This is a genomic window from Pseudomonas sp. Leaf59 (assembly GCF_920984685.1).
GTDB lineage: Bacteria > Pseudomonadota > Gammaproteobacteria > Pseudomonadales > Pseudomonadaceae > Aquipseudomonas.
On the sequence record NZ_CAKLBR010000001.1, the window covers coordinates 249,926 to 274,959 of the forward strand.

Genomic DNA, 25,034 nt, shown 5'->3' on the forward strand with positions numbered 1-25,034 from the left:
AATGGACGCTGACCCATGAACCGTATCGAACAGATTGCACTGATGGCGAACTACAACCAGTGGATGAACCGCAAGGTCTACCACGCGGCCGCCCAACTCACCGATGAAGCCCTGCGCAGGGACCGCCAGGCGTTCTTTGCCTCGATCTTCGGCACCTTGAACCACCTGGCCCTGGGCGACATAGTCTGGCTCAAACGCTTTGCCACGCATCCGGCCGGGTTCTCGGCGCTGACCCCCTTGAATACCCTCGCCACCCCCGCCAATCTTAAACAACTGGCATTCACCGACCTGCAGGAACTGACCGCCCAACGCGCGTGGATGGACCAGATGATCATCGACTGGGCTGTGACCTTGCACGACGACAACCTCGACCAGCAATTGAGCTACCACACCATGGCAGGTGACGCCGCCAGCAAGCCGTTCTTCAGCCTGCTGGTGCACTTCTTCAATCACCAGACTCACCACCGCGGCCAGGTCACAACGTTATTGAGCCAGGCCGGACAGGATGTGGGAGATACAGATCTGCTGGCGCTGATAGATTGAGTCGTCGGATTTTTCTGTAGATAACTGATCTACCAAGGTTTTTAGCCCGCGCGGAGGATCGATAAAAGCCCCCTTCGACCTTGCATCGAAACGCCCGGGACTATATATTCCCAACCCTGCTGCACCGCGCTACCGCCCGAATGGCGAAACTGGTAGACGCATGGGACTTAAAATCCCCCGCTCGTAAGGGCGTCCCGGTTCGATTCCGGGTTCGGGCACCATAGATATCAAAGGGCTTGCCAGGGAAACCTGAGCAGGCCCTTGTCTTTTTCGTTGCGCAATATCTCTCCAACCGCGTTCTGCCGAACGAACACTAAGGTAGTTGCTCTCATGTCAGAACCGCGTATTCGAGCGCTTGCTCTATGTGTCTTTCACCATCACGGAAAAATACTGGTCAATCAGTTCCACGACGCTGTTGAAGCACGAACTCTCTTTCGCCCCATTGGCGGAGGGATTGAGTTCGGCGAAAGAAGTATTGATGCCATCGCCCGTGAAGTAAAAGAAGAGCTGGGACTTTCGATCAGCGACATCCGATTGATTGGCACGCTGGAAAGTATTTTCACCTACGCAGGCAAGCCAGGACACGAAATAGTCTTCGTCTACGATGCGAGGTTCGACGACGCAGATGTCTATGAGAAACCCTGGCTGGAGGGCCATGAAAGCGATGGGGCAGCGTTTCAAGCCACATGGTGTTTTGGCTCAAGCTTCAATGCTGGATCTCAGTTAGTACCTGAGGGGCTCTCCGAGTTGCTCAAGAGAGCCTCGCTGTTAGGATGAATGCAGAATTAGAGCGCAGGCACACTGCTTCGATAACGATGCACGGCGTCGCGGATATTGATCCTGCAATACGCTTCAATATCAGCGATCTCAAAGGCCGCGTGGTGGCCCTCGCGACAATCTACAACTACAAATAGCTTATAAAAACGCGAAAGCCAGTCGCATGCGACTGGCTCGGATGCAAGGGCTGCCAGGCACTTACGTTGAGCGGCCCTCGCTGCGGTTTTGTTGTTTTTTAACGCCTTTCCCGTTCTTTCGCTCGTATTGATGGTGGATAAACCATACGACCAGCACCACACCGGCCAGACCAAAAATAAACAGCAACAGCTCTATCGCGGGACCTTCATGTGAAAACATCTTTCGTTCCTCGTCCTGAAGTATCGCGCCGCAAAAACGGGCGCCTCCGAAATTATTTGTAACAATTCATACATTTCCAGAGTAGACGCCAAAACTGTGCGTGACAACCCCGATGGCGCCAGAACCCTTGATCCAGACGTGTCAGTCGTCGAAAACCCTTGCTGCACCCGCATTGAAAAAAGTGCTGCGGTGCTCGTCTCAAGATGTTGCAAGCTCAGATGGGCAGCGACTCTATCGTCCACCTGCTGACGCTTCCGATGTTCAGGGAATACGCGCTGGTTTTCGGGATTTGGGTTTATAGCCTGCAGTTGCGCACTGCTGGCTACTTTTCGAACACGTGATGGACAGACGTGTGTTATTGCGCGGAGCCCTGCCGACGCAATAATAAAAATTGAAGCCGAAAAAAAGGGGCCGTTGCGGGCCCCTTTGCACATTCGAGTATTACTTGCTCAGCCATGACTCGACAGTGTCGGCGCCATGTTCGGCTTTCCACTCTTTCAAGCCTTTGTGATTGCCACCCTTGGTTTCAATCGTCTCCCCCGTGTGCGGATTCTTGTAGACCTTTACCTGGCGGGCTTTGCGCGTGCCCGCCTTGGGCGCAGCCACCGGAGCACGTCGGCCGCTTTGCGGATCCAGCAGGTTGATCACATCCTTGAGGCTGTAGCTGTACTTGGCGAGCAAATCGCGAAGCTTGGTTTCGAATTCAATTTCTTTCTTAAGGCCGGCATCGCCTTTTAAGTTCTCCAGCGCTTGAAGTTGTTCAGCGAGATGTTTTTCGAGTTGGCGGAATTCGGCGAGCTTGGACATGGGCATTTCCTGGAGAGTGGATAATTGTGCGGCACATTCAAATGGACACTTGAATAAGGCAGAAGTATCAATCGAATGTAGCGCGCAACAACAGCGTTTATTTGCGGCGAGCTGACTTATTGTGGCGAGCAGGTTTGTTGTGGCGAGCGGGCTTATGGTGGCGAGCGGGCTTGCCCCGCGTTGGGGTGCGAAGCGCCCCCAATCGGCAAAACGGGGTGTACCTGATACGGCTCAGCGCCTGGCTTTGGGGCTGCTGCGCAGCCCAACGCAGGACAAGCCTGCTCGCCACAGGGAATCTGCGCTTAACTGAACGGCATTAGGCTGCGATTTCGACACTGGCCGGTCACACGAGGTTCATAAACCAGACGGAAGGCACACGCCGACGTCTAAAGTTGTGACGCACCGCGCAGATAACCCCTATGTCGTTTACATCCGCAACACTGTTCAAGGATCGAACTCATGCCCCCGAGTCAACCCAGCCGTACTGCCCTTGCCGGTCATCCGCGTTTTCGTTGGTTCGCTTTCATCCCGGTCATCCCCGCTGTCATCTGGATACTGTCGCAGTCCACTGCCCCGGCCAACCTTGCGGCCTGCGCCGTGCTGGTGTTGATCGGCCTCGGCGCCTGCGCCTGGAGTGCCGGTGCCCAGCGCGACGCCGTGCAGCGCGCGGTCGCGCTGGCTGAGGATTCAGCGGCGCAGGCCGGCCTGCAGGGTGTGGATTCACGCACCCAGCTCGACGAGATCCTGCTCGGTGCCATGCCGATCTGGGCCAAACAGGTGGAAAGCTCGCGGCAACAGACCGAAGACGCGATCGTGAGCCTGGCCAATCGGTTCACCGGGATTTCCGCGCGTTTGCAGGACACCGTGCAAGCCTCGCAGCAGGCCGCCGGCGAGCTGGATGGGCAGGCCGCCGAGGGCGCGCTCAAAGAGCTGGCCAGCAGCGACAGCGAGCTGAGCCAGGTGATCGACTCGCTCAAGGCCACCCAAACCAGCCGTGACCAGACCCTGACCCAGGTGCGCAGCCTCACGGCCTATACCGGCGAGCTGCGCACCATGGCCGCCGACGTTGCGGCCATTGCCGCGCAGACCAACCTGCTGGCGCTCAACGCCGCCATCGAGGCCGCACGTGCCGGAGAAGCCGGTCGCGGCTTTGCGGTGGTGGCCGATGCGGTGCGCAGTCTGTCGAGCAAATCCAGCGAAACCGGCCAGCAGATGTCGGCCAAGGTCGACATCATCAACAACGCCATCACCCAACTGGTGCAGGCGGCATCCAGCAGCGCCGACCAGGACAGCCACTCCGTTGCAGCGTCCGAGCAGAGCATCCAGCAGGTGCTCGAGCGCTTCCAGAACATCACCGGGCGCCTGGCCGACTCCGCCGACCTGCTCAAGCAGGAAAGCTACGGCATTCGCGACGAGATGACCGAGGTGCTGGTCAACCTGCAGTTCCAGGACCGGGTCAGCCAGATCCTCAGCCACGTGCGCGACAACATGCACGCCCTGCACGAACACCTGTTGCAGGCCAGTCAGTCGCCGGACCAGGCGCTGGTCGTCGACGCGCGCCAATGGCTGGCGAGCATGGAGGCCACCTACGCCACCGACGAACAACGCCGCACCCACCATGGCGAAGCAGCCGCGTCACAGAATTCTCAAGACATCACCTTCTTTTAAGGAGCACACCATGGCGAAGAATGTATTAGTGGTCGACGACTCCAGCAGCGTGCGGCAAGTGGTCGGCATTGCCTTGAAAAGCGCCGGTTACGACGTGATCGAAGCCTGCGACGGCCGGGATGCGCTGGGCAAGCTCACCGGGCAGAAGGTCCACTTGATCATCAGTGACGTGAACATGCCAAACATGGACGGCATCACCTTCGTCAAGGAGGTCAAGAAGCTGGCCAACTACAAGTTCACGCCGATCATCATGCTGACCACCGAGTCCCAGGAGTCGAAAAAGGCCGAAGGCCAGGCGGCGGGTGCCAAGGCCTGGGTGGTCAAGCCGTTCCAGCCGGCGCAGATGCTGGCGGCGGTGTCCAAACTGATCCTGCCCTGACCACTGGCGCCATGGAGGGCCTCCCATGCCGATTACCTGCGAAACCGTTGACGGCACCACCTGCGTGGGCATCGACGGTGAACTGACGATCTACACCGTGGCCGAGCTGGCCGCCGCGCTGCTGCCGCAACTGGGCACGGCGCCGCGCCTGGCGCTTGACCTGTCCCAGGTCACCGAGATGGACGGCGCCGGCCTGCAATTGCTCGCGGTGATCCACCGCGAAGCCGAGCACCGCGGCGCGGTCCTGAGCCTGGCCGGCCAGAGCCCGGCGGTCGAGCAAACCTTCACCTTGTGTGGCGGCGTCGCCTTCTAGCGCCCACCGCCCCGTTCAAAGCACGACAAAGGAGTGTCCAGGTGAGTATCAACCTCGATCAGGCACAACAGACGTTCATCGTCGAGGCACGCGAACTGTTGCAGGCCATGGAGCAATCCCTGCTGCAACTGGAAAGCGAGCCCGGCGATCAGGATGCCATCGGCGCGGTATTCCGCGCCGCACACACCATCAAGGGCTCCGCCGGCCTGTTCGGCCTGGAGCCGATCGTGAGCTTTACGCATATCGTCGAAGACGTGCTCGACCGCCTGCGCGATGCCAGTGTGGCGGTGGACGCCGCGCTGATCGCAGTGCTGCTCAAGTCCGGCGATCACATGCTCGAGCTGATCGACGTGGTGGCCAGCCGAGGTGAAGCGCTGCAGGCACCTGCGCTGGAGCGCGAAGCGGTGCTGCGCCAGGCGCTGAGTGCCTATCAGGGCGCGGACCACGCGGTGGCCGGCGTGCCGATGACTGCCGTGGTCAACGACACCCAAGGCGACGTGCTGTGGCACATTTCCCTGCGTTTTGGCGTGGACGTGTTCCGCAACGGCATGGACCCGCTGTCCTTTCTGCGCTACCTCGACACCCTGGGCCAGATACTGCAGGTCACCACCCTGACCGACCGCCTTCCGCCGCTGGACGGTTGGGACGCGGAAAGCTGCTACCTGGGCTTTGAGATCGAGCTGCGCTCGGCGGCCAGCCACGCCACGCTCAATGAAGTCTTCGACTTCGTGCGCGACGACTGTGAAGTGCACATCAGCGCCATCGACGACACGCCGTTTGAGGAACCACCCAGCGGCATCGAACTGCTCGCGCAACCGGAACACTTGACGCCGGCGCCCCAGCGTGTGGCGACGAGCAGCGAAGCAAAACCCCGCGACGGCAACTATGTAAGGGTCAACGCCGACAAACTCGACGAACTGATCAACCTGGTCGGCGAACTGGTGATCGCCAGCGCCGGCGCCAGCCTGCTGGCGCGCTCGTGCAACAACGACCCGTTGCAGGAGGCCACGTCCACCGTGTCCGGGCTGGTGGAAGAGATCCTCGATGGCGCCCTGCACCTGCGCATGATCCCCATTGGCGACACCTTCAACCGCTTTCGCCGCGTGGTGCGCGACGTCAGCCAGGAACTGGGCAAGGACATCGACCTGCTCATCAGCGGCGCGGAAACCGAACTGGACAAAACGGTGGTGGAAAAGATCGGCGACCCGCTGATGCACCTGCTGCGCAATGCCATGGACCACGGCATCGAAAATGCCGCAGCGCGGCACGCGGCGGGCAAACCGAGCAAGGGCCACCTGAGCCTGAATGCCTACCACGACTCCGGCAGCATCGTCATCGAAATCGCCGACGACGGCGCCGGGCTCAACCGCGAGCGCATCCTCGAAAAAGCCCAGGAGCGCGGGCTGGTCGCCAGCGGCGCGCAACTCACCGATCAGGAGATTTACAACCTGATCTTCGAGGCCGGGTTCTCCACCGCCGAGGCGGTCACCAACCTGTCCGGGCGCGGCGTGGGCATGGACGTGGTCAAGCGCAACATCACTTTGCTGCGCGGCACCGTCGATCTCGACAGTCGCCCCGGCCAGGGCACGGTGGTGCGTATTCGCCTGCCGCTGACCCTGGCGATCATCAACGGTTTTCTGGTCGGCATCGATCAGTCCACCTACGTGATTCCGCTGGACATGGTGCAGGAATGCATCGAGCTGGACGAACACCAGCGCCAGTCGAGCCGCGACCAGGGTTATCTGGACCTGCGCGGCGAGGTGTTGCCGCTGGTGGACCTGCGTGAGCACTTCAGCCACGAAGGCCCGCCGGCGCGGCGCCAGAATGTGGTGGTGGTGCGTTACGCCGAGCACAAGGCCGGGCTCGTGGTGGATGACCTGCTCGGCGAGTTCCAGACCGTGATCAAACCCCTGGGCAAGCTGTTTGGCGCACTGCGCGGCATCAGCGGCTCAACCATCCTGGGCAGCGGTGCGGTGGCGTTGATTCTGGACGTGCCCGCCCTGCTCAGCCAAATCGTACAACTGGAAGCCCGTACGGCCCAGGCGCCTCAGTCGCCCTTGGTCGTCGTCCGCTGATGTATTTGCAACTCCATGGAGGTTCCCCCGATGAAATGGTTCTACGATCTTAAAATTTCCACCAAGCTGATCAGCTCGTTCCTGGTGGTGCTGGCGCTGACGGCGGTGATGGGCGGGTTCGCCATCCTCCAGCTGGGCTCTGTCAACCAGGCGGCCCAGGACATTCGGGGTAACTGGATGCCGTCGATGCGCGCGGCGGCCGGCATGCGATTTTTCGCCGCCAACTATCGCTTGAAGGAAAACCGCAACATCAGCACCGAAGTGCTCGAGGAAAAAGCCCAGGCCGAACGCGAAGCCGTCGAGGCGCGCCAGCAATTCGAAACCCGGCTGGGTACCTACGAGCAATTGCTGTCCAACGAAGAAGATCGTCAACTGCTGGCCGGTGTGAAGAGTGCCTGGGCCGCCTACCTTGCGGCCAGCCAGCAGCTGCTCGAGCTGTCCCGGCAGAATCAGGAAGTCCAGGCCCGTGCCCTGCTGCGTGGCGAATCCAAGACGCACTTCGATGAACTGACCACCCGCCTGCAGAAAATGATCGAACTCAACGACGCCGGCGCCACGGTCGCCGGGGACCACGGCACTGCGCTGTACGAGAATGCACGTCTGTCGATCATCGTCGTGCTGGTCGTGGCCCTGCTGATCGGCCTGGGCCTGGCGCTGTTCATCGCGCGAATCATCTCGCGTCCGTTGCGCCAGGCAGCGGCCGCCGCCGAGCAACTGGCCGAGGGCAACCTCAACGCGCATATCGACAGCGGCGCCAAGGACGAAACCGGCATGGTGCTCAATGCCATGCGCAACATGGTCGGCAAACTGGCGCACATCATCGGCGAAGTGCGCAATGCCGCCGACAACCTCGCCAGTGCCTCGGAACAGGTCAGCGCCACCGCGCAATCGATGAGCCAGGCCACCAGCGAGCAGGCTGCCAGCGTCGAGGAAACCAGCGCGTCGGTGGAGCAGATGAGCGCCAGCATCAACCAGAACACCGAGAACGCCAAGGTCACCGACGGCATGGCCAGCAAGGCTGCCAAGGAAGCCACCGAAGGCGGTGAATCGGTGCAGCAGACCGTGGTGGCGATGAAGAAGATCGCCCAGCGCATCAGCATCATCGATGACATCGCCTACCAGACCAACCTGTTGGCCCTTAACGCGGCCATCGAAGCGGCCCGGGCCGGCGAGCATGGCAAGGGCTTCGCAGTGGTGGCCGCCGAGGTGCGCAAGCTGGCGGAACGCAGCCAGGTGGCCGCGCAGGAAATCGGCGAGTTGTCGTCCAGCAGCGTGGAGATGGCCGAAACCGCCGGCAAGCTGCTCGGCGAAATGGTGCCGTCGATCAACAAGACTTCCGACCTGGTGCAGGAAATCAGCGCCGCCTCCGAGGAGCAGGCCGCCGGTGTCGCGCAGATCAACACGGCGATGACCCAGCTCAACCAGGTGACGCAGCAGAACGCCTCGAGCAGCGAGGAACTGGCCGCCACCGCCGAAGAAATGAGCAGCCAGGCCGAACAGCTGCAGCAGGCCATGAGCTTCTTCGTGCTCGATGCGTCGCCCAGGGCCACGGTGCACAGCAGCGCGGTGGACACCGGCAACAAGCCCAACCGCCAGCCGCCGCGTCCGGCTGCGCCGGCACCGCGCAAGGCATTTGCCTACAGCATGGCCAGCGCCCCCGACGAATCGGAATTCACCCGTTTCTGATCGCACGCGACGCTACGGGCTCACAGGGAGAATCACATGGGCGCAGTAACCCCTTCCCGTCATACCGCGGTTGCGGTCGACGAGGATGCGCAATACCTGACCTTCATGCTCGGCGGCGAGATGTTCGCCATCGGCATTCTGGGCATCAAGGAAATTATCGAATACGGCAGCTTGACGGTGGTGCCAATGATGCCCGCGTTCGTGCGTGGCGTGATCAACCTGCGCGGCGCCGTGGTGCCGGTGGTGGACCTGTCGGCGCGCTTTGGCCGGCAGAATTCGGCCATCACCCGGCGCTCCTGCGTGGTCATCATCGAAGCCCGTACCGAAGACGGTCAGCCCCAGGACATCGGGCTGCTGGTGGACACCGTGTCGGCGGTGCAGGAAATCCCGGCGGCGCAAATCGAGCCACCGCCCAGCTTCGGCGCGCGCATTCGCGCCGATTTCATCAGCGGCATGGCCAAGGTCGAAGGCAAGTTCGTGATCGTGCTGGAGGTGGACAAGGTGCTGTCCATCGACGAGATGTCCAGCCTCGCCGAGGCTGGCCAGGCGCCAGCACTCGATACCGACGCGCGTTGAGGCCCGGTCATGCCAGATACCTCGTCGCTTGATGACCGCGAGTTCGGTCAGTTCCAGTCCTGGCTGTACCGCGCGGCAGGCATCAATCTGTCGCCGGCAAAAAAGGCACTGGTGGCCGGACGCCTGTTCAAACGCCTCAAGCATTATGAGTTGGAGAGCTATGGGGAGTATTTCAAGCTGATCATGAGCGACCAGCGCAAGGGCGAACTGCAGGTCGCGCTGGATTTGCTCACCACCAACGAAACCTATTTTTTCCGCGAGCCCAAGCATTTCGATTTCCTGCGCCAGCAGGTGCTGCCCAAAGCGGCGCCGGGCAAGCTGTTTCGCGTGTGGAGCGCGGCCAGTTCCTCCGGTGAAGAGCCTTACAGCCTGGCGATGACCCTGGCCGAAGGCCTGGGCACCACGCCGTGGGAGGTGATCGGCTCGGACATCAGCACCCAGGTGCTGGCCAAGGCACGCAGCGGGCATTACGCCATGGAGCGCGCCGGCACCCTGCCCCAGCCGCTGTTGAGCAAATACTGCCTCAAGGGCATCGGACGCCAGGAGGGCACCTTCCTGATCGACAAGCGTTTGCGCAGCCGGGTCAATTTCGTGCAGGTCAACCTCAACGAGCCGCTGCCCGGCCTGGGCGAGTTCGACGTGATCTTCCTGCGCAACGTGATGATCTACTTCGATCAGCAGACCAAGAGCCAGGTGGTTGCGCGCCTGTTGCCGCTGCTCAGGCCCGGCGGGCATTTCATCATCAGCCACTCGGAAAGCCTCAACGGCGTCAACGACACGTTGAAGCTGGTGGCGCCGTCGATTTACTGCAAGCCATGAAAAAGCCCGCCGATGCGCCCGAAGTGGTGTTGGCGCCAGGCCAGGTGAGCTTTGCGACGCGGCCAATGCGCCTGCGCACCCTGCTCGGCTCCTGCGTGGCGTTCACCTTCTGGCACCCGCAACGGCGCATCGGCGGCATGTGCCATTTCATGCTGCCAGCGCGCTTGCGCAAGGGCCAGCCCCTGGACGGCAAGTACGGCGACGAGGCGCTTGAGCTGCTGCTGCGCCACGCCCACGTCAACGGCACGCGGGCGCAGGACTATCAGGTCAAGCTGTTCGGCGGCGGCGAAATGTTCCCCGAACAGCAGCGCCGCCTGCCGGACCAGGACGTGGCCAGCCTGAATATCCGCGCGGCGCTGGCCCTGACCGAGCGCCATCACCTGCACCTGGCCGCACAGGACATGGGCAGCACCGGCTATCGCACGATTGTGTTCGACCTGTGGAACGGCAACGTCTGGGTCCGGCACCAACCAATGGGAACACTCCAATAAATGCCTACCAAAAAAATCAGCGTGCTGCTGGTCGATGACTCGGCCGTGGTGCGCCAGGTGCTGTTGGCGATCCTCAACGACACGCCGGACATCCATGTGATGGGCGCGGCGTCCGACCCGATTTTCGCCATGGACAAGCTCGCCCGCGAATGGCCGGACGTGATCGTGCTGGACGTGGAAATGCCGCGCATGGACGGCATCACGTTTCTGCGCAAAATCATGAGCGAGCGCCCGACGCCCGTGGTGATCTGCTCCTCGCTGACCCAGAAAGGCGCGGAAACCTCGTTGCAGGCGCTGTCGGCCGGCGCCGTGGAAATCATCACCAAACCCACCACCGGGCTGAAGAACTTCCTGATCGACTCGGCCGCCGAACTGGTGGCGGCGATCCGCGCGGCGGCCAACTCCAACGTCAAGAACCTCGGCAAACGCGCCGTCAGGCCTGCCGCCGCGCCCGCCCCGGCCAGCAAGCTCAGCGCCGACGCGATCCTGCCCGCCGCCAACGGCCACGCCATGGCCCAGACCACCGAACGCATCGTCGCCATCGGCACCTCCACCGGCGGCACCCAGGCGCTGGAGGCCGTGCTGACAGCATTGCCGAGGGTGTGCCCGGGGATGGTGATCGTGCAGCACATGCCGGAAAAATTCACCGCGTCCTTTGCCGAACGCCTCAACAGCGTGTGCCAGATCGAAGTGCGCGAGGCGCGCAACAACGACCGCATCCTGCCGGGCCTGGCGCTGATCGCCCCCGGTGGCAAGCACCTGATGGTCACTCGCAGCGGCGCCTACTACCACGCGCAGGTGATCGACGGCCCGCTGGTCAACCGCCATCGTCCGTCAGTGGATGTGCTGTTTCGCTCGGTGGCGCGTTTTGCCGGCAAGAACGCCACCGGCATCATCATGACCGGCATGGGCGACGACGGCGCACGGGGCTTGAAGGAAATGCTCGACGCCGGCGCCGCCACGGTGGCTCAGGACGAGGCCAGTTGCGTGGTGTTCGGCATGCCGAAGGAGGCGATCAAGCTCAATGCCGCGCAGCGCATCATGGCGCTGCAGGACATTCATCAGGCGATTTTATACAAGTGAGCGAGTGCGCTGGCGGGCGGGCCGCGGGCGTCTGATCAGTTGCTGCCAGACAAGCTGCCCCTGCACCAGGGCAGCGGCGTGCAGAACCTTGTGCGTCCAGCGGGCATCCTGCGGGTCAACCACGACCACGCGAAACCCGTGATCCTCCCCTTCGATGCGCACGCCCTCGGAATCATCGACGTGCAGGTCGATGTCGAACGCCGGCGGGTACTTCGACGGCGCGTTGGACAGGCCGTGTACCGTCAGGGCGCGATTATGCAGCACGCTGTTGACCACACCGTCGACGCGGATGCCGTAGAGCAACAGCCAGCGGCGGATGTAGGACGGCGTGCGGCCGGACGAGGTATAAACCCAGACACTGCAGCCCTGGCGGCGCAACTCGTGGATCAGCGCGCGGGTACCCACCCGCAGCGGCTCGCCCAGCCATCGATGCACGCAGGCCGGCAGCCGGCTGGTTTCCGCCGCGCAGTGATGCTGCTGGCAGGCCAGGGTGTCGTCGATATCGAAGGAAATACGCATGCGTGGAAAGGCGCGCATCAATGGCCTCCCTGATGCAGCGGCCGCGGGCCGTCGCCCAGGAAAAACTTGCCTGGGGCGGGTGCCTGATGTTCCAGAAAGGCCGCGTATTTCTTCTTGATCTTGGGCAATTCGTACAACGCCTTGACTCCATGTTTTGCAGAGTTGCGGATCACCGAGGACGGATTGAAATAGCCCTCGGCGTTCTCCAGCGTCAGCACGAAGGGTGGTAAACCTGCGCGCATGAGCAAATAGCTGACAATCAGCGAACCGCTGCGGTTGTTGCCTTCAATGAACAGCTGCGGCTTGCTGAGAATGCGTACATAGACGCCGGCCGCACGCTTCCAGACCGACTCGCTGCGATACGCACAGTACCAATTGAACAGGTCCTTGATCCCGCCTTCAACGTTGTTGAAGAAGTGTTCCTCAGTCGCTGCCAGGTGCTGCGCGTATTCCAGCCGGCGCGCCGGGTCTGTACCGCACAGTACCACGGCGTTGATCTCCAGCATCAGGTTCAGTTGGTGTAGATCGAACAGGTCGACGCCGCGTGCGACATAGTCGTCAATCAACGCGTAGCCTTCAAGCACATTGTGCAGCACTTCGTCAGTCAGGGGGTCGCGCGGCTCGGTGAAGTGCCGGCTTAGCTCGGCGAAGCGATCCTGCACTTCACGCAGTGCGCGCTCAATGGCCGGCAAATCCAGGCGATGCGTTACAGACATTGAAACTCCTTGGAAAACCGAGGCAGGAAAATCTACCGGATGCCCGCCAATTCCATTTGGCGTTTGCAGGTAGGCGGGGCCGATGAGGCGGTGATGCTCAGCTAAACTTGCCGCTGATGTAGTCTTCGGTCATTTGCTCACGGGGTGTGCCGAAGATCTGCGCAGTGGCGCCCATCTCCACCAGATAGCCGGTGCGCGTGCCCTGGGAAATGTCCACCGAGAAAAACGCGGTGGTGTCCGCAACACGGATTGCCTGCTGCATGTTGTGAGTCACCAGCGCGATGGTGTAGTCCTTCTTCAACTCGACCATCAGCTCTTCGACCCGGCGGGTGGCAATCGGGTCGAGGGCCGAGCACGGTTCGTCCAGCAACAGCACTTCAGGCTCGGTGGCGATGGCGCGCGCGATGCACAGCCGTTGCTGCTGGCCGCCGGAGAGCGACAGGCCGCTGACCTTGAGCTTGTCCTTGACCTCGTCCCACAGCGCTGCGCCCTGCAGCGCGTGCTTCACGCGGTCGCCCAGGTCGCCCTTGTAGCGGTTCAGGCGCAGGCCGAAGGCGACGTTGTCGAAGATGCTCATCGAGAACGGGTTCGGCTGCTGGAACACCATGCCGATGTAACGACGCACCACCACCGGGTCGACGCCCTTGCCGTACACGTCCTGGCCGAGAAAATGCACATGGCCCTCGAAGCGGAAGCCCTTGACCAGGTCGTTCATGCGGTTGAGGCTGCGCAGCACAGTGCTCTTGCCGCAGCCGGACGGCCCGATGAAGCCGGTGATCTTGTTTTTTTCGATCGGCACGTGGCTGTCACGCACCGCCATGAAGTTGCCGTAGAAAATCTTGTCCAGCTTGCAGTCCATGACCACAGGCGAGTCGGTCACAAACGGAGCAGCAATTTGCGCAGTTGATACGTTCAAAATTCAGGTGCTCCCGCTCTTAATACTTGGGTTTGCCGAAAATACGGCTCACGATATTCACCACCAGCACGATCATCACCAGCACCAGCGAGGCCGCCCAGGCGAGTTCGAGCTGGTTGTCGAACGGCATGCCGGAGAAGTTGTAGATCAGCACGGCCAACGAGGCTGTCGGGTTCATGACGGCGAGGTTGCCGTCGTGGTAGATCCAGTAATTGCTGAACAGCGCGGTAAACAACAGGGGCGCGGTTTCGCCTGCGGCGCGCGCCACGGCCAGCATCACACCGGTGAGGATCGCCGGCATGCCGGTGGGCAGAACGATTTTCCAGATCACCTGGGAACGGGTGCAGCCCATGCCGTACGCGGCGTCCTTCATGATCTTGGGCACCATTCTCATCGACTCTTCGGCCGTCAGCACCACGATCGGCAACATCAGCACGGCCAGCGCCACGCCCCCTGCAGGAGCCGAATAAGTGCCGGTGGTCATCACCACCAGGGCGTAGGCAAACACGCCGGCCAGGATCGACGGCAGGCCGGTGAGCATTTTCGCGGCAAAGCGCGCCGCGCTCGCCAGCTTGCTGTCGGGGCCCAGCTCGGCGAGGAACACCGCCGCGAGGATGCCGACCGGCACGGCGATGGCCGCCGCGATACCGACCATCACCAGGGTGCCGGCCATGGCGTTGCCGAAACCGCCGCCGGTCTCGAAACCGGTGGGCGGCAGCTCGGTGAACAGTTCAAGACTCAGGCGCGCCCCGCCCCGGGTAATCAGCATATACAGCACGGAGATCAGCGGTACGCTGGCCAGCAGCGCCCCCAGCCAGACCAGCGTGGTCAACACCAGGCTGCGCAGGGCGCGGCCTTCGAAGCGGCGCTGCAGGCTGGGCAGCGCGATGTCGGGCGTGGTGAGGTTGGTCATTGCTTGGTCCCCCGCTGGGCGTAAAGCATGAGCATCGAGCCCGCCACGTTGACCAGCAGCGTGATGAACATCAGCACCAGCGCTGCATACATCAACACCTCGATCTCGTTCGGCCCGGCTTCGGGAAAGTTCAGCGCCAGCAAGGCCGCCAGGGTATTGGCCGGGGCGAACAGCGACAGCGAAATATTGTTCGCGTTGCCGACCAGCATCGCCAGGGCCATGGTTTCACCCAGGGCGCGGCCCAGGCCCAGCACCAGGGAGCCGAAGATACCGGTGGCCGCCGACGGCACCATCACCTTGAGAATCGCTTCCCAGTGGGTGGTGCCCATGCCGTAAGCCGCCTGTTTGGTTTTCATCGGCACGCCGGTGAGCGCGTCCTGGGACACGGCGGCAATGGTCGGCAGGATCATGATGGCCAGCACCAGCGCGGCCGGGAGCAATCCGGGGCCGCTCAAGGACGTGCCGAAAAACGGGATCCAGCCAAGCTCCGTGTTCAACCACGCGGTCAGCGGCCGGATGGCCGGGATGACCACGTAGATGCCCCACAGGCCGTACACCACGCTGGGGATGGCCGCGAGCAGTTCGACGATGGTACGAAACACCGCAGCCAGCTTGGCCGGGAGGAAATCCTGGGTGAGAAAAATGGCCATGCTGACGCCGAACACACCGGCGATCAGCAATGCGATAAAGGCGCTGTACAGCGTGCCCCAGATCGCCGGCAGAATGCCGTATTTGCCTTGATTGACATCCCAGACGCTGCCCAGCAGCACGTCAAAGCCGTGCTTTTCCATGCCGGGAAGCGCCTTGCGCCCTACTTCGAACACCAGCGCGAAAACCAGCGCCAGCACCAGCACCACGCCGATGCGTGCAAGCGCGCGGAAGGTGCGGTCAACCACAAAATCCTTGGTGGACGGTGGCTGACACGCAGAGTCCGGGTTAACCGGTACGACAAAAGGTGAGTTCATGGGTTGCTTCCGAAACAGGGAGGACGCGCTCCCGGCGAGGCGGAGTGCCTGCGCCGGGAGTGAGCTGGCAAGCCTTACTGGATGTTGGCTGAAGCTTTGCGAACCTGTTCAACCACCGAAGCCGGCAGCGGGATGTAGCCCATCGAATCAGCGATTTTCTGACCTTCGGTGAGGCTGTATTCAACCATTTCGCGCATGGCCTTGGCCTTGGCCGGGTTGCCGTTGTCCTTGCGGAAGATCATCCAGGTGTAGGACGTGATCGGGTAGGACTTGGCGCCATCCGGGTCCGGCAGCCAGGCCACCAGGCTTTCAGGCATTTTTACCGCTGCCAGTGCTTCTGCACCGCTTTCGGCGTTCGGCACCACGTAGTGGCCGGCCTTGTTCTGCAACTGGGCGAAGTCGACCTTGGCCAGTTTGGCGAAGCCGTATTCGATATAACCAATCGCGCCCGGGGTCTGGCGTACGGTGGCGGTCACGCCATCGTTCTTGGGCGACTTGATGAACTTGTCGGTGGCCGGCCAGTTGACGGTGTTGCCTTCACCCATCGCGTCCTTGAACGCAGGGTTGATGGCCGCCAGGTGCTTGGTGAATACGGCGGTGGTGCCGCTGGAGTCCGCACGCACCACCACGGTGATCGGCGTATCGCTGAGTTTCAGGTCCGGGTTGGCGGCAACGATCTTGGGATCGTTCCACTTGGTGATCTTGCCCAGGAAGATGTCGGAATACACATCGCGCGGCAGCTTCAGCCCTTTGGGGTTGCCCGGCAGGTTATAGGCCAGCACGATTTCGCCGGCGGTCATCGGCAGCAATTGCACACCTTCGGCGACCTTGGCGATGTCTTCGTCTTTCATGGCCGAGTCGCTGGCGGCGAAGTCCACGGTCTTGTTGAGGAAATCCTGTACGCCCGCCCCACTCCCTTTGGACTGGTAGTCCACCGTCACGCCCGCGCTTTTCTTGCTGAAATCCTTGAACCAGGTGAGATAGATCGGCGCCGGGAAACTGGCACCGGAGCCGGTCAGGCGGATGCTTTCGGCAGCAAACACCGAAGTGGCACTTAGTGAGACCGCGACGGCGAGTGCAGCTGACTTCATCAAGCTTTTCATTCAAGGAACTCCGTGTTGTATTTTCGGGCTCCCGGGACTTTGCAGCAGCTTTGTTACGTTTTTATGAAAAATGAATGGCAGGCAGGTTTTTGTCCCGTTTTACAGCGTCAAACGCTTATTTACGTGTCATTACGTCGTAACAAGATGCGACTAACACTCGATCATCCTCCCCACGCGAGTGTCTCCCATGTCTGCAACAGACGACGCCCTGATCCAGCGCATCCGCCGTGAGCTGCTCGATCACAGTGACGAAGAGCTGGAACTGGAATTGACCGAAGACGGCCATGACCTCAATGCGCTGCTGGATGAGCACATGGAGGAAAGCCCCGAAAAGGCCGAACGCAGGGTTTATTTCAGCGAATTGTTCCGCCTGCAGGGCGAACTGGTGAAGCTGCAAAGCTGGGTGGTCAAGACCGGGGCCAAGGTGGTGATCCTGTTCGAAGGCCGCGATGCCGCCGGCAAGGGTGGGGTCATCAAGCGCATCACTCAGCGGCTCAACCCCAGGGTGTGCCGAGTCGCCGCCCTGCCCGCGCCGAACGACCGCGAACGCACGCAGTGGTACTTCCAGCGCTACGTCTCACACCTGCCGGCGGCGGGCGAAATCGTGCTGTTCGACCGCAGCTGGTACAACCGCGCCGGCGTCGAACAGGTCATGGGATTTTGCAACGAGGCGCAATACGAAGAGTTCTTTCGCACCGTGCCGGAGTTCGAACGCATGCTCGCGCGCTCCGGGATCCAGTTGATCAAATACTGGTTCTCGATTTCCGATCAGGAACAGCACCTGCGCTTTCTCAGCCGCATTCATGATCCGCTCAAACAATGGAAACTGAGCCCCATGGACCTGGAATCCCGTCGCCGCTGGGAGGCCTACACCAAGGCCAAGGAAATCATGCTGGAACGCACTCATATCCCCGAAGCGCCCTGGTGGGTGGTACAGGCGGACAACAAGAAGAAGGCCAGGCTCAACTGCATCCACCATTTGCTCAAGCAGATGCCCTATGAAGAAGTCGAGGTGCCGATGATCGAACTGCCCGAACGCGTCAGGCAGGAGGATTACCTGCGCAGCCCCACGCCGCCGGAAATCGTTATCCCGCTGGTTTACTGACAGCGTTCGGGTGCCCGCCATTGCGTGATCCCGACTCGCCCGCAGCGAGTCGGCTTGCCCTTCCCGGCTTTAGTCCATTACCTCCGCCACGCCGCGATCCTCACCCAAAAAACCACCACTCTGGTGGTGCCACAACCGCGCATAGATGCCGTTCTTGGCGAGCAGTTCGGTGTGGGTGCCCTGTTCGAGAATGCGGCCGTCATCCATGACGATCAGTCGGTCCATGGCAGCAATCGTCGACAGTCGATGGGCAATGGCGATCACGGTCTTGCCCTGCATCATTTCATCGAGGCTTTCCTGGATGGCCACTTCGACTTCCGAGTCCAGCGCGCTGGTCGCCTCGTCAAGCAGCAGGATCGGCGCGTTCTTGAGCATTACCCGGGCAATCGCGACACGCTGGCGCTGGCCGCCGGACAACTTGATGCCACGCTCGCCAACGAGCGTGTCGTAGCCGGTGTGGCCCTGGCGGTCACTCAATCGGCTGATGAACTCATCGGCCTGGGCGTTGGCCGCCGCCATGCGGATTTGCGCGTCGCTCGCATCGGGACGACCGTAGGCGATGTTGTCGCGAATGGAGCGGTGCAACAGCGACGTATCCTGAGTGACCATGCCGATGGCGCTGCGCAGGCTGTCCTGGGTCACCTGCGCGATGTCTTGCCCGTCAATGCGGATCGTGCCGCTGTCGACGTCATAAAAGCGCAGCAGCAGGTTGATCAGCGTGGACTTGCCGGCGCCGGAGCGCCCGACCAGACCGATTTTTTCGCCCGGGCGAATGTCCAGGCTCAGGCCATCGAGCACCTGGCGCTCGCCGTTGTAGTTGAAACTCACGTTGTCGAAGGTGACGGCGCCACCGGAGGTGACCAGCTCACCCGCGTCCGGCGCGTCCTGCACCTTGGCGCCGCGAGTCAGGGTGCCCATGCCATCCTGCACGGTGCCGATGCTCTCGAACAGCGAGGTCATCTGCCACATGATCCAGTGGGACATGCCATTGATGCGCAACGCCATGGCGGTGATCGCGGCCACGGCGCCCGCACCGATCTCGCCCTGGTGCCAGAGCCACAGCGCATAACCTCCAGCGGCCATGATCAAGGCCACCACCAGAGCCTGGTTGACGACTTCGAACTGGCTGACCAGGCGCATCTGGCGAAAGCCGGTCTGCTTGAAATCTTCCATGGCCGCGCGGGCAAAATGCGCTTCGCGGTTGGAATGGGAGAACAGCTTCACGGTGGTGATGTTGGTGTAGGCGTCGGAAATACGGCCGGTCATCGACGAGCGTGCGTTGGCCTGCTCCTGCCCCACTTTGCCCAGACGGGGCACGAAGTACAGCATGGCCAGCCCGAACAACAGGATCCAGGCAATAAACGGCAGCATCAGTTTGAGCGCGAAGCCGCCGGCCAGCGCGATGATCGCGATGAAGTACACGCCTATGCCGGGCAGGATTTCGATCAGGGTGAACAGCACGTCGCGCACTGCCAGCGCCGTCTGCATCACCTTGGTGGTGACCCGCCCGGAAAACTCATCGGAAAAGAACGAAAGGCTTTGCCGCAGCATCAGCCGGTGGAAGTCCCAACGCAGCCGCAACGGCAGGTTGATCGCCAATATCTGGTGCTGCACCATCGTGCGCAACGCCACCAGGCCGACACTCAGCACCATCACGATGCCCATACCCCACAACACACGGCTTTCCTGCGCGGCCGCATCACCGCCGGCCTGCCAGGTCGACAGCAAGTCGACGACCTGACCCAGGAAGGAAAACAGCCAGGCTTCGTAAATCGACACCGCGGCGCTCAGCAGCGCAAACGCCAGGATGTAGCCACGCGCGCCGCGGGTGCAGGCCCACAAAAAGCGCGCCAGGCCCTCCGGCGGCGGAGGGACTTCGTCAGGGGGGAACGGGTCGAGTCTTCGTTCAAACGCACGAAGCATGGTGGTCTCCAAAGCAATCAAGTTGGAAGGGATTCTGCCAGTTAACGATTGCTTTGGGGGGATCAGTGTGCGGGCTCGCGGGGATCAGACCTGCACGCTGAACCGCTGCGCCGCGCGCCGCTCGTACATTGCATCCTCAGTCTCGGCCGTCGCCCGCTCGCCTCTGTAGGACAGCTGGGTGATAAAAAGCCGGTCCTTGGCCCCCTTCAAATCCGACGGGTCGAATTCCCTTAACAGCGGCGCCAGATCAATGGTCCTGGCGAAGTTTTCGTTGGTCAGGCTATAAAAGCCCAGCCCCGACTGCACCGAATCGGCGTCCACCGTATCGATGGAGGCGTTGCGGTAGGCCACGGCTGCGGTTTTCAAGGCAACGGATTGATTGAGCAGATCCGTCAGCCGCCGAGTATCCGAACTGCTGAGCTGACTGGCCTTATCGCGCACTTTCAGGCTGCCGTCCGCCTCCACGGTGAAGCCATACTCTTTCGCGGCCAGGTCGGGAGCGGTGACCGCCAGCGTCGACTCGAACACCTTGAAGGACGCCTTCAGCGTGCTCAGCGCCCCGGAGGCGACCTCAACGAGTCGAGGAAAGTCTGGCGATTGGGAGCGACCGATCCAGGTATCGAAAACCTCAGGAGGCTTCACCGTGGCATCTGCTGGTCCACTCGGACTGGGATGGTAGACGGCCGCCGGGGAGGCGTTCGCCAGCGCTTCTTTTGCAGCGTCTGTCAGTGGCTGCACCACGAGCGTCTGACCGGAAGGCATGAGGCTGGTGTTGGCTGGCGGGGTATAGGCAGCGCTAACGGGAAGAGTCATTTCATCAGTCCTTGATTGGTGGGGCTCATAGCGTTTATCGACAGCGATGGGCCAGGCTTTAGCGTCTGCTGACGTGAACCGGTTGCAAAAAACGCGAGGATGATGTCGACTTTGGTGTCGAACATCCGCCGCCAGGGCTTTTGTGGCGAGCGGGCTTGCCCCGCGTTGGGCTGCGCAGCAGCCCCGATAAAGATGAATGCGCTGTCTCAGGCACTCCGCGGTGACGGGTTTTGGGGCTGCTACGCAGCCCAACGCGGGGCAAGCCCGCTCGCCACAGGGGGCACTCGGTGGTTGTCTAAAAGGTGTGGATACTCAGGCCAGCGATGAAGTCTCGATAGCTGTGCAAGCTGCACCTTAATCGGTCCATGATTGGCGGGCTCATAGCTTTTTTGGTGCCGACCATGGGTTACTCCTTTTGCGCAGAGAATGCTTTTGTGGCGAGCGGGCTTGCCCCGCGTTGGGCTGCGCAGCAGCCCCAAAACCAGACGCTGAGCCGTATCAGGTACACCGCGTTTTGCTCGATGGGGGGCGCTACGCAGCCCAACGCGGGGCAAGCCCGCTCGCCACAAGGGGCACTCGTGATGGAGAGCTACCGGTTTATCGAGCAGCGCCTTGCAGCGCGCGCTGACGGCGCGGCTTACAACATTGTTCATCCAGTGCTGCTGGTTTTCTGGATGTGGGGGAAGTGGATCGATATAGACATGAGCCTGCATTTCCCCCACTGGACTCAACGTATTCAGTCAATTATCGAAAGGCCTGCCGTGCAACGGGCGTTGGCCACCGAGGGTATCGATATCAATACCTTCAGATAAACACTGATAGCACACGCACAGGTCAGCAGGCGCCTGGCGGAATGCCGTCCTTGTTGAAGTCCTTCAAACGCTCACGCTCTTGTTCGGTTGAATGCGCGGGGGTCTGCTGTTCCTGTTCCGGTTGCTTCTTCTTTTCTTCAGTCATCGCGGTGTCCTCTGGGTGGTCTGTGTTTCGGCAGTCCAAGCCGCTGGCAGTTCAACCGGGATGCAGGTGCCGCGCCCGGCAACAAATTTAGAACTCGCTCCGTTCTTCAGCACTCGGATGAGAAAGCACCGAAAACATTGAAGGATCGAGGCCATGCAGAACCTCAGGATCGCCACATTCAACGTCAACGGCATCGGCGCGCGGTTGCCCAACCTGTTGCAGTGGCTGGAGAAAGAGCGGCCGCACATTGTCTGCCTGCAGGAACTCAAGGCTCAGGACAAAGCCTTCCCGGCTGCCGAGCTTGAGGCGGCAGGCTATGGTTGTCTGCACCATGGGCAGGCCGCGTGGAATGGCGTGGCGATTCTTGCCCACGACTCCGAACCCCTGTTGATCCACAAAGGCTTGCCCGGCGCGGAAGACGACTCGCAGTCGCGCTACCTCGAAGCCGCCGTGCATGGCGTGGTGGTCGGTTGCCTCTACCTGCCCAACGGCAACCCGCAACCGGGGCCCAAGTTCGAATACAAGCTCAAGTGGTTCGAGCACCTGATCAAGCATGCCCGCACGTTGCAATCGAGCGAACACCCGGTGGTGCTGGCCGGGGACTTCAATGTGGTGCCCACCGACGCCGATATTTACAGCACCCGTTCATGGCTCAAGGATGCCCTGCTGCAGCCGGAGAGTCGCGAGTGCTATCAACGGTTGCTGGACCAGGGCTGGATCGACTCGGTGCGTCACCTGTATCCCGAGGAGCGGGTCTATACGTTCTGGGATTACTTCCGGCAACACTGGCAGAAGAATTCCGGCCTGCGTATCGACCATCTCCTGCTCAACCCGGTACTCGCCCCGCATCTCAAAAACGCCGGTGTGGATGCCTGGGTGCGCGGCGAGGAACACGCCAGCGATCATGCGCCCACCTGGATCGAGCTGTCGTCGCGCAAAACGCGCGCCAAGAAAAAGCCGCAGGCGAACAACGCCCTGGAGGAGTACCACCACAAACGTGATTTCGATGCGACCTCGGAACCCGCAGGCGGCACGTCCAGGGGCAGGACACGCACAGAGCCGAACGCCCTGCAGTTCTGCATTCAAAAGCATGACGCCAGCCGCCTGCACTACGATTTTCGCCTCGAACTCGACGGCACCCTCAAAAGCTGGGCCGTGCCCAAGGGGCCTTCTCTGGACCCGAAAAACAAGCGCCTGGCCGTGCACGTCGAAGACCACCCGCTGGACTATGCGACCTTTGAAGGCAGCATCCCCGAGGGCCATTACGGTGCTGGCGACGTCATCGTGTGGGACCGCGGCCTCTGGAAACCGCTGTCGGATCCGGTGCAAGCCTACGCCAAAGGCCGCCTCAAATTCGAGCTGCAGGGCGAAAAGCTGGGGGGCGTGTGGAACCTGGTCAAGACGCATATGCCGGGCAAGCAGGAGCAATGGTTTCTGATCAAGCATCAGGACGAATTCGCCCGCGCCGACAGCGATTACGACGTGGTCGAGGCCGAGCCCCACAGTGTGCTGAGCGATCGCACCATCGTGCAGAAAAAGCGCAAGGCGGCGCAGGCCAAACCCGTCGACCAGGCCCCCGCCAAGCGCGCCAGGCCCACACGCGCAAAAAAGCTGGAGAATGCCCGGCCGGCGGCGCTGCCGCAAAGCCTCAAGCCTGAGCTGGCCACGCTGGTGGATTCCCCACCCGAGGGTGATTGGCGCTATGAAATCAAGTTCGACGGCTACCGCATCCTGGCCCGGGTGGAAGACGCCAAGGTGCAGTTATTCACGCGCAACGGCAACGACTGGACGCATAAGCTGCCGCGCCAGGCCGAGGCAATTGCCAGCCTGGGCCTCACATCTGCCTGGCTGGATGGCGAAGTGGTGGTTGCCAACGAACACGGCGTGCCGGATTTCCAGGCCTTGCAAAATGCGTTCGAGCAGGCGCGCAGCGGCAACATCGTTTACTACCTTTTCGACCTGCCCTTTCTCAACGGCATGGACCTGCGTGAGGTGCCGGTGGAGCAACGCCGAGGCGCCCTGGCCAAGGTGCTGGAGCGCAGCGAAGGCGATCTGCTCAAGTATTCGGCGGACTTCGCTGAAACGCCCGAGGCACTGCTCAACAGCGCCTGCGACATGCACATGGAAGGTCTGATCGGCAAGCGCGTGGGCAGCGCGTACCAGTCACGGCGCAGCGGCGACTGGATCAAACTCAAATGCAAGCGGCGCCAGGAGTTCGTCATCGTCGGTTATACCGAACCCAAGGGCTCGCGCAGCAAGTTCGGCGCGCTGTTGCTGGGGTTGCATGATGACGACAGCGGCGAACTGCGGTACGCGGGCAAGGTCGGTACCGGCTTCAACCAGGCCACACTGGCGACGATCTTCGCGCAACTGACCCCGCTTGAGGTCAAGAAACCCGCGGTGGTCAACCCGCCAACGGGGTTCGAGGCCAAGGGCGTGCACTGGCTCAAGCCCGCGCTGCTCGCGGAAGTGGCGTTCGCCGAAATCACCCAGGACGGCTCCGTCAGGCAGGCGGTGTTTCACGGGCTGCGCAACGACAAACCCGCCAAGTCGATTAGCGAAGAGCGCCCTGCCCTTGCCGTCAAACCTAAAACCGCCAGGAAGACCAAGGCGATGACCAAGACTGCATCCGACAAAAACGGCTCGACCACGCTCAGGCTCACCCATCCTCAACGCGTGATCGACTCCGGCAGCGGCGCGACCAAGCGTGACCTGGCGGACTATTACATCGGCGTCAGCGACTGGATCCTGCCGCAGTTGCGCAACCGGCCTGCTGCCCTTGTGCGTGCGCCGGATGGCATCGGTGGCGAGTTGTTTTTTCAGAAAAACGCAGAACACCTGGCGATTCCCGGCATCGAGATCATCGGCAAGCAAGAGACCGGTCACCCGGTGATGCTGATCAACAACATCGAGGCACTGGTCGGCGCGGTGCAGATGAACACCATCGAGCTGCATACCTGGAATGCTGTGTCCAAAAACCTGCAAAAACCCGACCGCTTCATTCTCGACCTGGACCCGGACCCGGCGCTGCCCTGGAAAAGCATGATCGAGGCCACCCAACTGACCTTGACGGTACTGGACGAACTGGGGCTCAAATCCTTTCTCAAGACCAGCGGCGGCAAGGGTATTCACATCGTCGTGCCGCTGACCCCGAAGGCGGACTGGGACGCGGTCAAAAGCTTCAGCCACGCGGTGGTCAAACATATCGCCAACCTGCTGCCGGACCGGTTCTCGGCGGTTTCCGGGCCAAAAAACCGGGTGGGGCGGATTTTCATCGACTACCTGCGCAATGGCCTGGGCGCCACCACCATCTGCGCCTATGCAGCGCGCAGCCGCGAGGGCTTGCCGGTGTCGGTGCCGATCTTCAAGGACGAGTTGAAAGACCTCAAGGGCGCCAACCAATGGACCGTGCGTAATCTGCATGAGCGCCTGGGCGAGCTGGACGCCGACCCGTGGGCCGATCTGCCTGGAATCCGGCAAACCATCACGGCCCAGATGCGTAAACGCATCGGCCTGAAGTGAGCGCATAG

Annotated in this window: 24 protein-coding genes, 1 tRNA gene and 1 pseudogene; 15 read left to right on the top strand and 11 right to left on the bottom strand. The window is 61.7% G+C overall.

The genetic code is table 11. The annotated features are described in order from the left end of the window. Positions 1-15: 15 nt before the first annotated feature. The 3 genes from LUB09_RS00965 to LUB09_RS00975 all read left to right on the top strand — a co-directional run bounded on the left by LUB09_RS00965 (position 16) and on the right by LUB09_RS00975 (position 1,320). Positions 16-543 (top strand): DinB family protein, encoded by a 528-nt coding sequence (locus LUB09_RS00965; RefSeq protein WP_231421313.1) that lies wholly within the window; start codon positions 16-18, stop codon positions 541-543. Positions 544-677: 134 nt separating this feature from the next. Then, a tRNA-Leu gene (locus LUB09_RS00970) sits at positions 678-764 on the top strand. Between the two features lie 109 nt (positions 765-873). Further along, on the top strand, positions 874-1,320 hold the full coding sequence (locus LUB09_RS00975) for an NUDIX hydrolase (RefSeq protein WP_231421314.1): 447 nt from the start codon (positions 874-876) through the stop codon (positions 1,318-1,320). A 198-nt stretch (positions 1,321-1,518) separates the two neighbouring features. Here the strand turns inward: LUB09_RS00975 and LUB09_RS00980 are convergent, their stop codons facing one another. Both LUB09_RS00980 and LUB09_RS00985 read right to left on the bottom strand, forming a co-directional pair. Then, the gene (locus LUB09_RS00980) at positions 1,519-1,677 is read right to left on the bottom strand and encodes a hypothetical protein (RefSeq protein WP_169793821.1); all 159 of its coding nucleotides are present in this window, start codon (positions 1,675-1,677) and stop codon (positions 1,519-1,521) included. 441 nt (positions 1,678-2,118) lie between these two features. Continuing rightward, entirely contained in the window at positions 2,119-2,484 is a 366-nt protein-coding gene (locus tag LUB09_RS00985; RefSeq protein ID WP_231421315.1) for a histone-like nucleoid-structuring protein, MvaT/MvaU family, read from the bottom strand. A gap of 756 nt (positions 2,485-3,240) precedes the next feature. Here LUB09_RS00985 and LUB09_RS00990 point away from each other — a divergent pair. The 9 genes and pseudogenes from LUB09_RS00990 to LUB09_RS01030 all read left to right on the top strand — a co-directional run bounded on the left by LUB09_RS00990 (position 3,241) and on the right by LUB09_RS01030 (position 11,574). Next, positions 3,241-4,152 (top strand): methyl-accepting chemotaxis protein, encoded by a 912-nt coding sequence (locus LUB09_RS00990; RefSeq protein WP_442964086.1) that lies wholly within the window; start codon positions 3,241-3,243, stop codon positions 4,150-4,152. Between the two features lie 10 nt (positions 4,153-4,162). After that, positions 4,163-4,531, top strand: a complete 369-nt coding sequence (locus LUB09_RS00995; RefSeq protein WP_024076566.1) for a response regulator — start codon at positions 4,163-4,165, stop codon at positions 4,529-4,531. 25 nt (positions 4,532-4,556) lie between these two features. After that, complete coding sequence (locus tag LUB09_RS01000; RefSeq protein WP_231421317.1) at positions 4,557-4,844, top strand: STAS domain-containing protein; 288 nt, start codon at positions 4,557-4,559, stop codon at positions 4,842-4,844. A gap of 41 nt (positions 4,845-4,885) precedes the next feature. After that, complete coding sequence (locus tag LUB09_RS01005; RefSeq protein WP_231421318.1) at positions 4,886-6,919, top strand: chemotaxis protein CheA; 2,034 nt, start codon at positions 4,886-4,888, stop codon at positions 6,917-6,919. Positions 6,920-6,949: 30 nt separating this feature from the next. After that, on the top strand, positions 6,950-8,605 hold the full coding sequence (locus LUB09_RS01010) for a methyl-accepting chemotaxis protein (RefSeq protein WP_231421319.1): 1,656 nt from the start codon (positions 6,950-6,952) through the stop codon (positions 8,603-8,605). Positions 8,606-8,641: 36 nt separating this feature from the next. Next, positions 8,642-9,181, top strand: coding sequence for a chemotaxis protein CheW (locus LUB09_RS01015; protein ID WP_209982108.1), 540 nt, complete (start codon positions 8,642-8,644; stop codon positions 9,179-9,181). Positions 9,182-9,190: 9 nt separating this feature from the next. Then, complete coding sequence (locus LUB09_RS01020; protein WP_209982110.1) at positions 9,191-10,000, top strand: CheR family methyltransferase; 810 nt, start codon at positions 9,191-9,193, stop codon at positions 9,998-10,000. Continuing rightward, positions 9,997-10,529, top strand: a pseudogene (gene cheD / locus LUB09_RS01025) (chemoreceptor glutamine deamidase CheD). The gene LUB09_RS01020 and the pseudogene cheD overlap by 4 nt, the downstream one beginning before the upstream one ends. Then, positions 10,492-11,574, top strand: a complete 1,083-nt coding sequence (locus LUB09_RS01030; protein ID WP_209982114.1) for a protein-glutamate methylesterase/protein-glutamine glutaminase — start codon at positions 10,492-10,494, stop codon at positions 11,572-11,574. The pseudogene cheD and the gene LUB09_RS01030 overlap by 38 nt, the downstream one beginning before the upstream one ends. Here LUB09_RS01030 and LUB09_RS01035 read toward each other — a convergent pair. From LUB09_RS01035 to pstS, 6 genes are all read right to left on the bottom strand, one after another. Continuing rightward, entirely contained in the window at positions 11,563-12,111 is a 549-nt protein-coding gene (locus LUB09_RS01035; RefSeq protein WP_231421320.1) for a hypothetical protein, read from the bottom strand. The two genes, LUB09_RS01030 and LUB09_RS01035, sit on opposite strands and share 12 nt — an antisense overlap. Next, positions 12,111-12,809 carry a hypothetical protein gene (locus LUB09_RS01040; RefSeq protein WP_209982118.1) on the bottom strand — a complete coding sequence of 233 codons (699 nt, stop codon included), beginning with the start codon at positions 12,807-12,809 and terminating at the stop codon, positions 12,111-12,113. The genes LUB09_RS01035 and LUB09_RS01040 overlap by 1 nt, the downstream gene beginning before the upstream one ends. 97 nt (positions 12,810-12,906) lie before the next feature. After that, entirely contained in the window at positions 12,907-13,668 is a 762-nt protein-coding gene (pstB, locus tag LUB09_RS01045; protein ID WP_057010279.1) for a phosphate ABC transporter ATP-binding protein PstB, read from the bottom strand. 76 nt (positions 13,669-13,744) lie between these two features. After that, positions 13,745-14,638, bottom strand: coding sequence for a phosphate ABC transporter permease PstA (pstA, locus tag LUB09_RS01050; protein WP_057010278.1), 894 nt, complete (start codon positions 14,636-14,638; stop codon positions 13,745-13,747). After that, positions 14,635-15,603 carry a phosphate ABC transporter permease subunit PstC gene (pstC, locus tag LUB09_RS01055; RefSeq protein ID WP_209982120.1) on the bottom strand — a complete coding sequence of 323 codons (969 nt, stop codon included), beginning with the start codon at positions 15,601-15,603 and terminating at the stop codon, positions 14,635-14,637. The genes pstA and pstC overlap by 4 nt, the downstream gene beginning before the upstream one ends. A gap of 74 nt (positions 15,604-15,677) precedes the next feature. Next, on the bottom strand, positions 15,678-16,706 hold the full coding sequence (gene pstS / locus LUB09_RS01060; RefSeq protein ID WP_209982122.1) for a phosphate ABC transporter substrate-binding protein PstS: 1,029 nt from the start codon (positions 16,704-16,706) through the stop codon (positions 15,678-15,680). Between the two features lie 187 nt (positions 16,707-16,893). On the opposite strand from pstS, the gene ppk2 reads away from it, so the two are divergent. Beyond that, the gene (ppk2, locus tag LUB09_RS01065; RefSeq protein ID WP_209982124.1) at positions 16,894-17,811 is read left to right on the top strand and encodes a polyphosphate kinase 2; all 918 of its coding nucleotides are present in this window, start codon (positions 16,894-16,896) and stop codon (positions 17,809-17,811) included. A gap of 69 nt (positions 17,812-17,880) precedes the next feature. Here the strand turns inward: ppk2 and LUB09_RS01070 are convergent, their stop codons facing one another. Both LUB09_RS01070 and LUB09_RS01075 read right to left on the bottom strand, forming a co-directional pair. Then, positions 17,881-19,734 (bottom strand): ABC transporter ATP-binding protein, encoded by a 1,854-nt coding sequence (locus tag LUB09_RS01070; RefSeq protein ID WP_231421321.1) that lies wholly within the window; start codon positions 19,732-19,734, stop codon positions 17,881-17,883. Between the two features lie 84 nt (positions 19,735-19,818). Then, the gene (locus LUB09_RS01075) at positions 19,819-20,547 is read right to left on the bottom strand and encodes a hypothetical protein (RefSeq protein ID WP_231421322.1); all 729 of its coding nucleotides are present in this window, start codon (positions 20,545-20,547) and stop codon (positions 19,819-19,821) included. Between the two features lie 401 nt (positions 20,548-20,948). On the opposite strand from LUB09_RS01075, the gene LUB09_RS01080 reads away from it, so the two are divergent. Then, positions 20,949-21,359, top strand: a complete 411-nt coding sequence (locus LUB09_RS01080; RefSeq protein ID WP_231421323.1) for a hypothetical protein — start codon at positions 20,949-20,951, stop codon at positions 21,357-21,359. 22 nt (positions 21,360-21,381) lie between these two features. On the opposite strand, the gene LUB09_RS23845 is transcribed toward LUB09_RS01080, so the two are convergent. Then, positions 21,382-21,504 (bottom strand): hypothetical protein, encoded by a 123-nt coding sequence (locus LUB09_RS23845; protein ID WP_003230191.1) that lies wholly within the window; start codon positions 21,502-21,504, stop codon positions 21,382-21,384. A gap of 153 nt (positions 21,505-21,657) precedes the next feature. Here LUB09_RS23845 and ligD point away from each other — a divergent pair, with 153 nt between their 5' ends. Further along, complete coding sequence (gene ligD, locus LUB09_RS01090) at positions 21,658-25,026, top strand: DNA ligase D (protein WP_331282140.1); 3,369 nt, start codon at positions 21,658-21,660, stop codon at positions 25,024-25,026. The last annotated feature ends 8 nt before the right edge of the window (positions 25,027-25,034 follow it).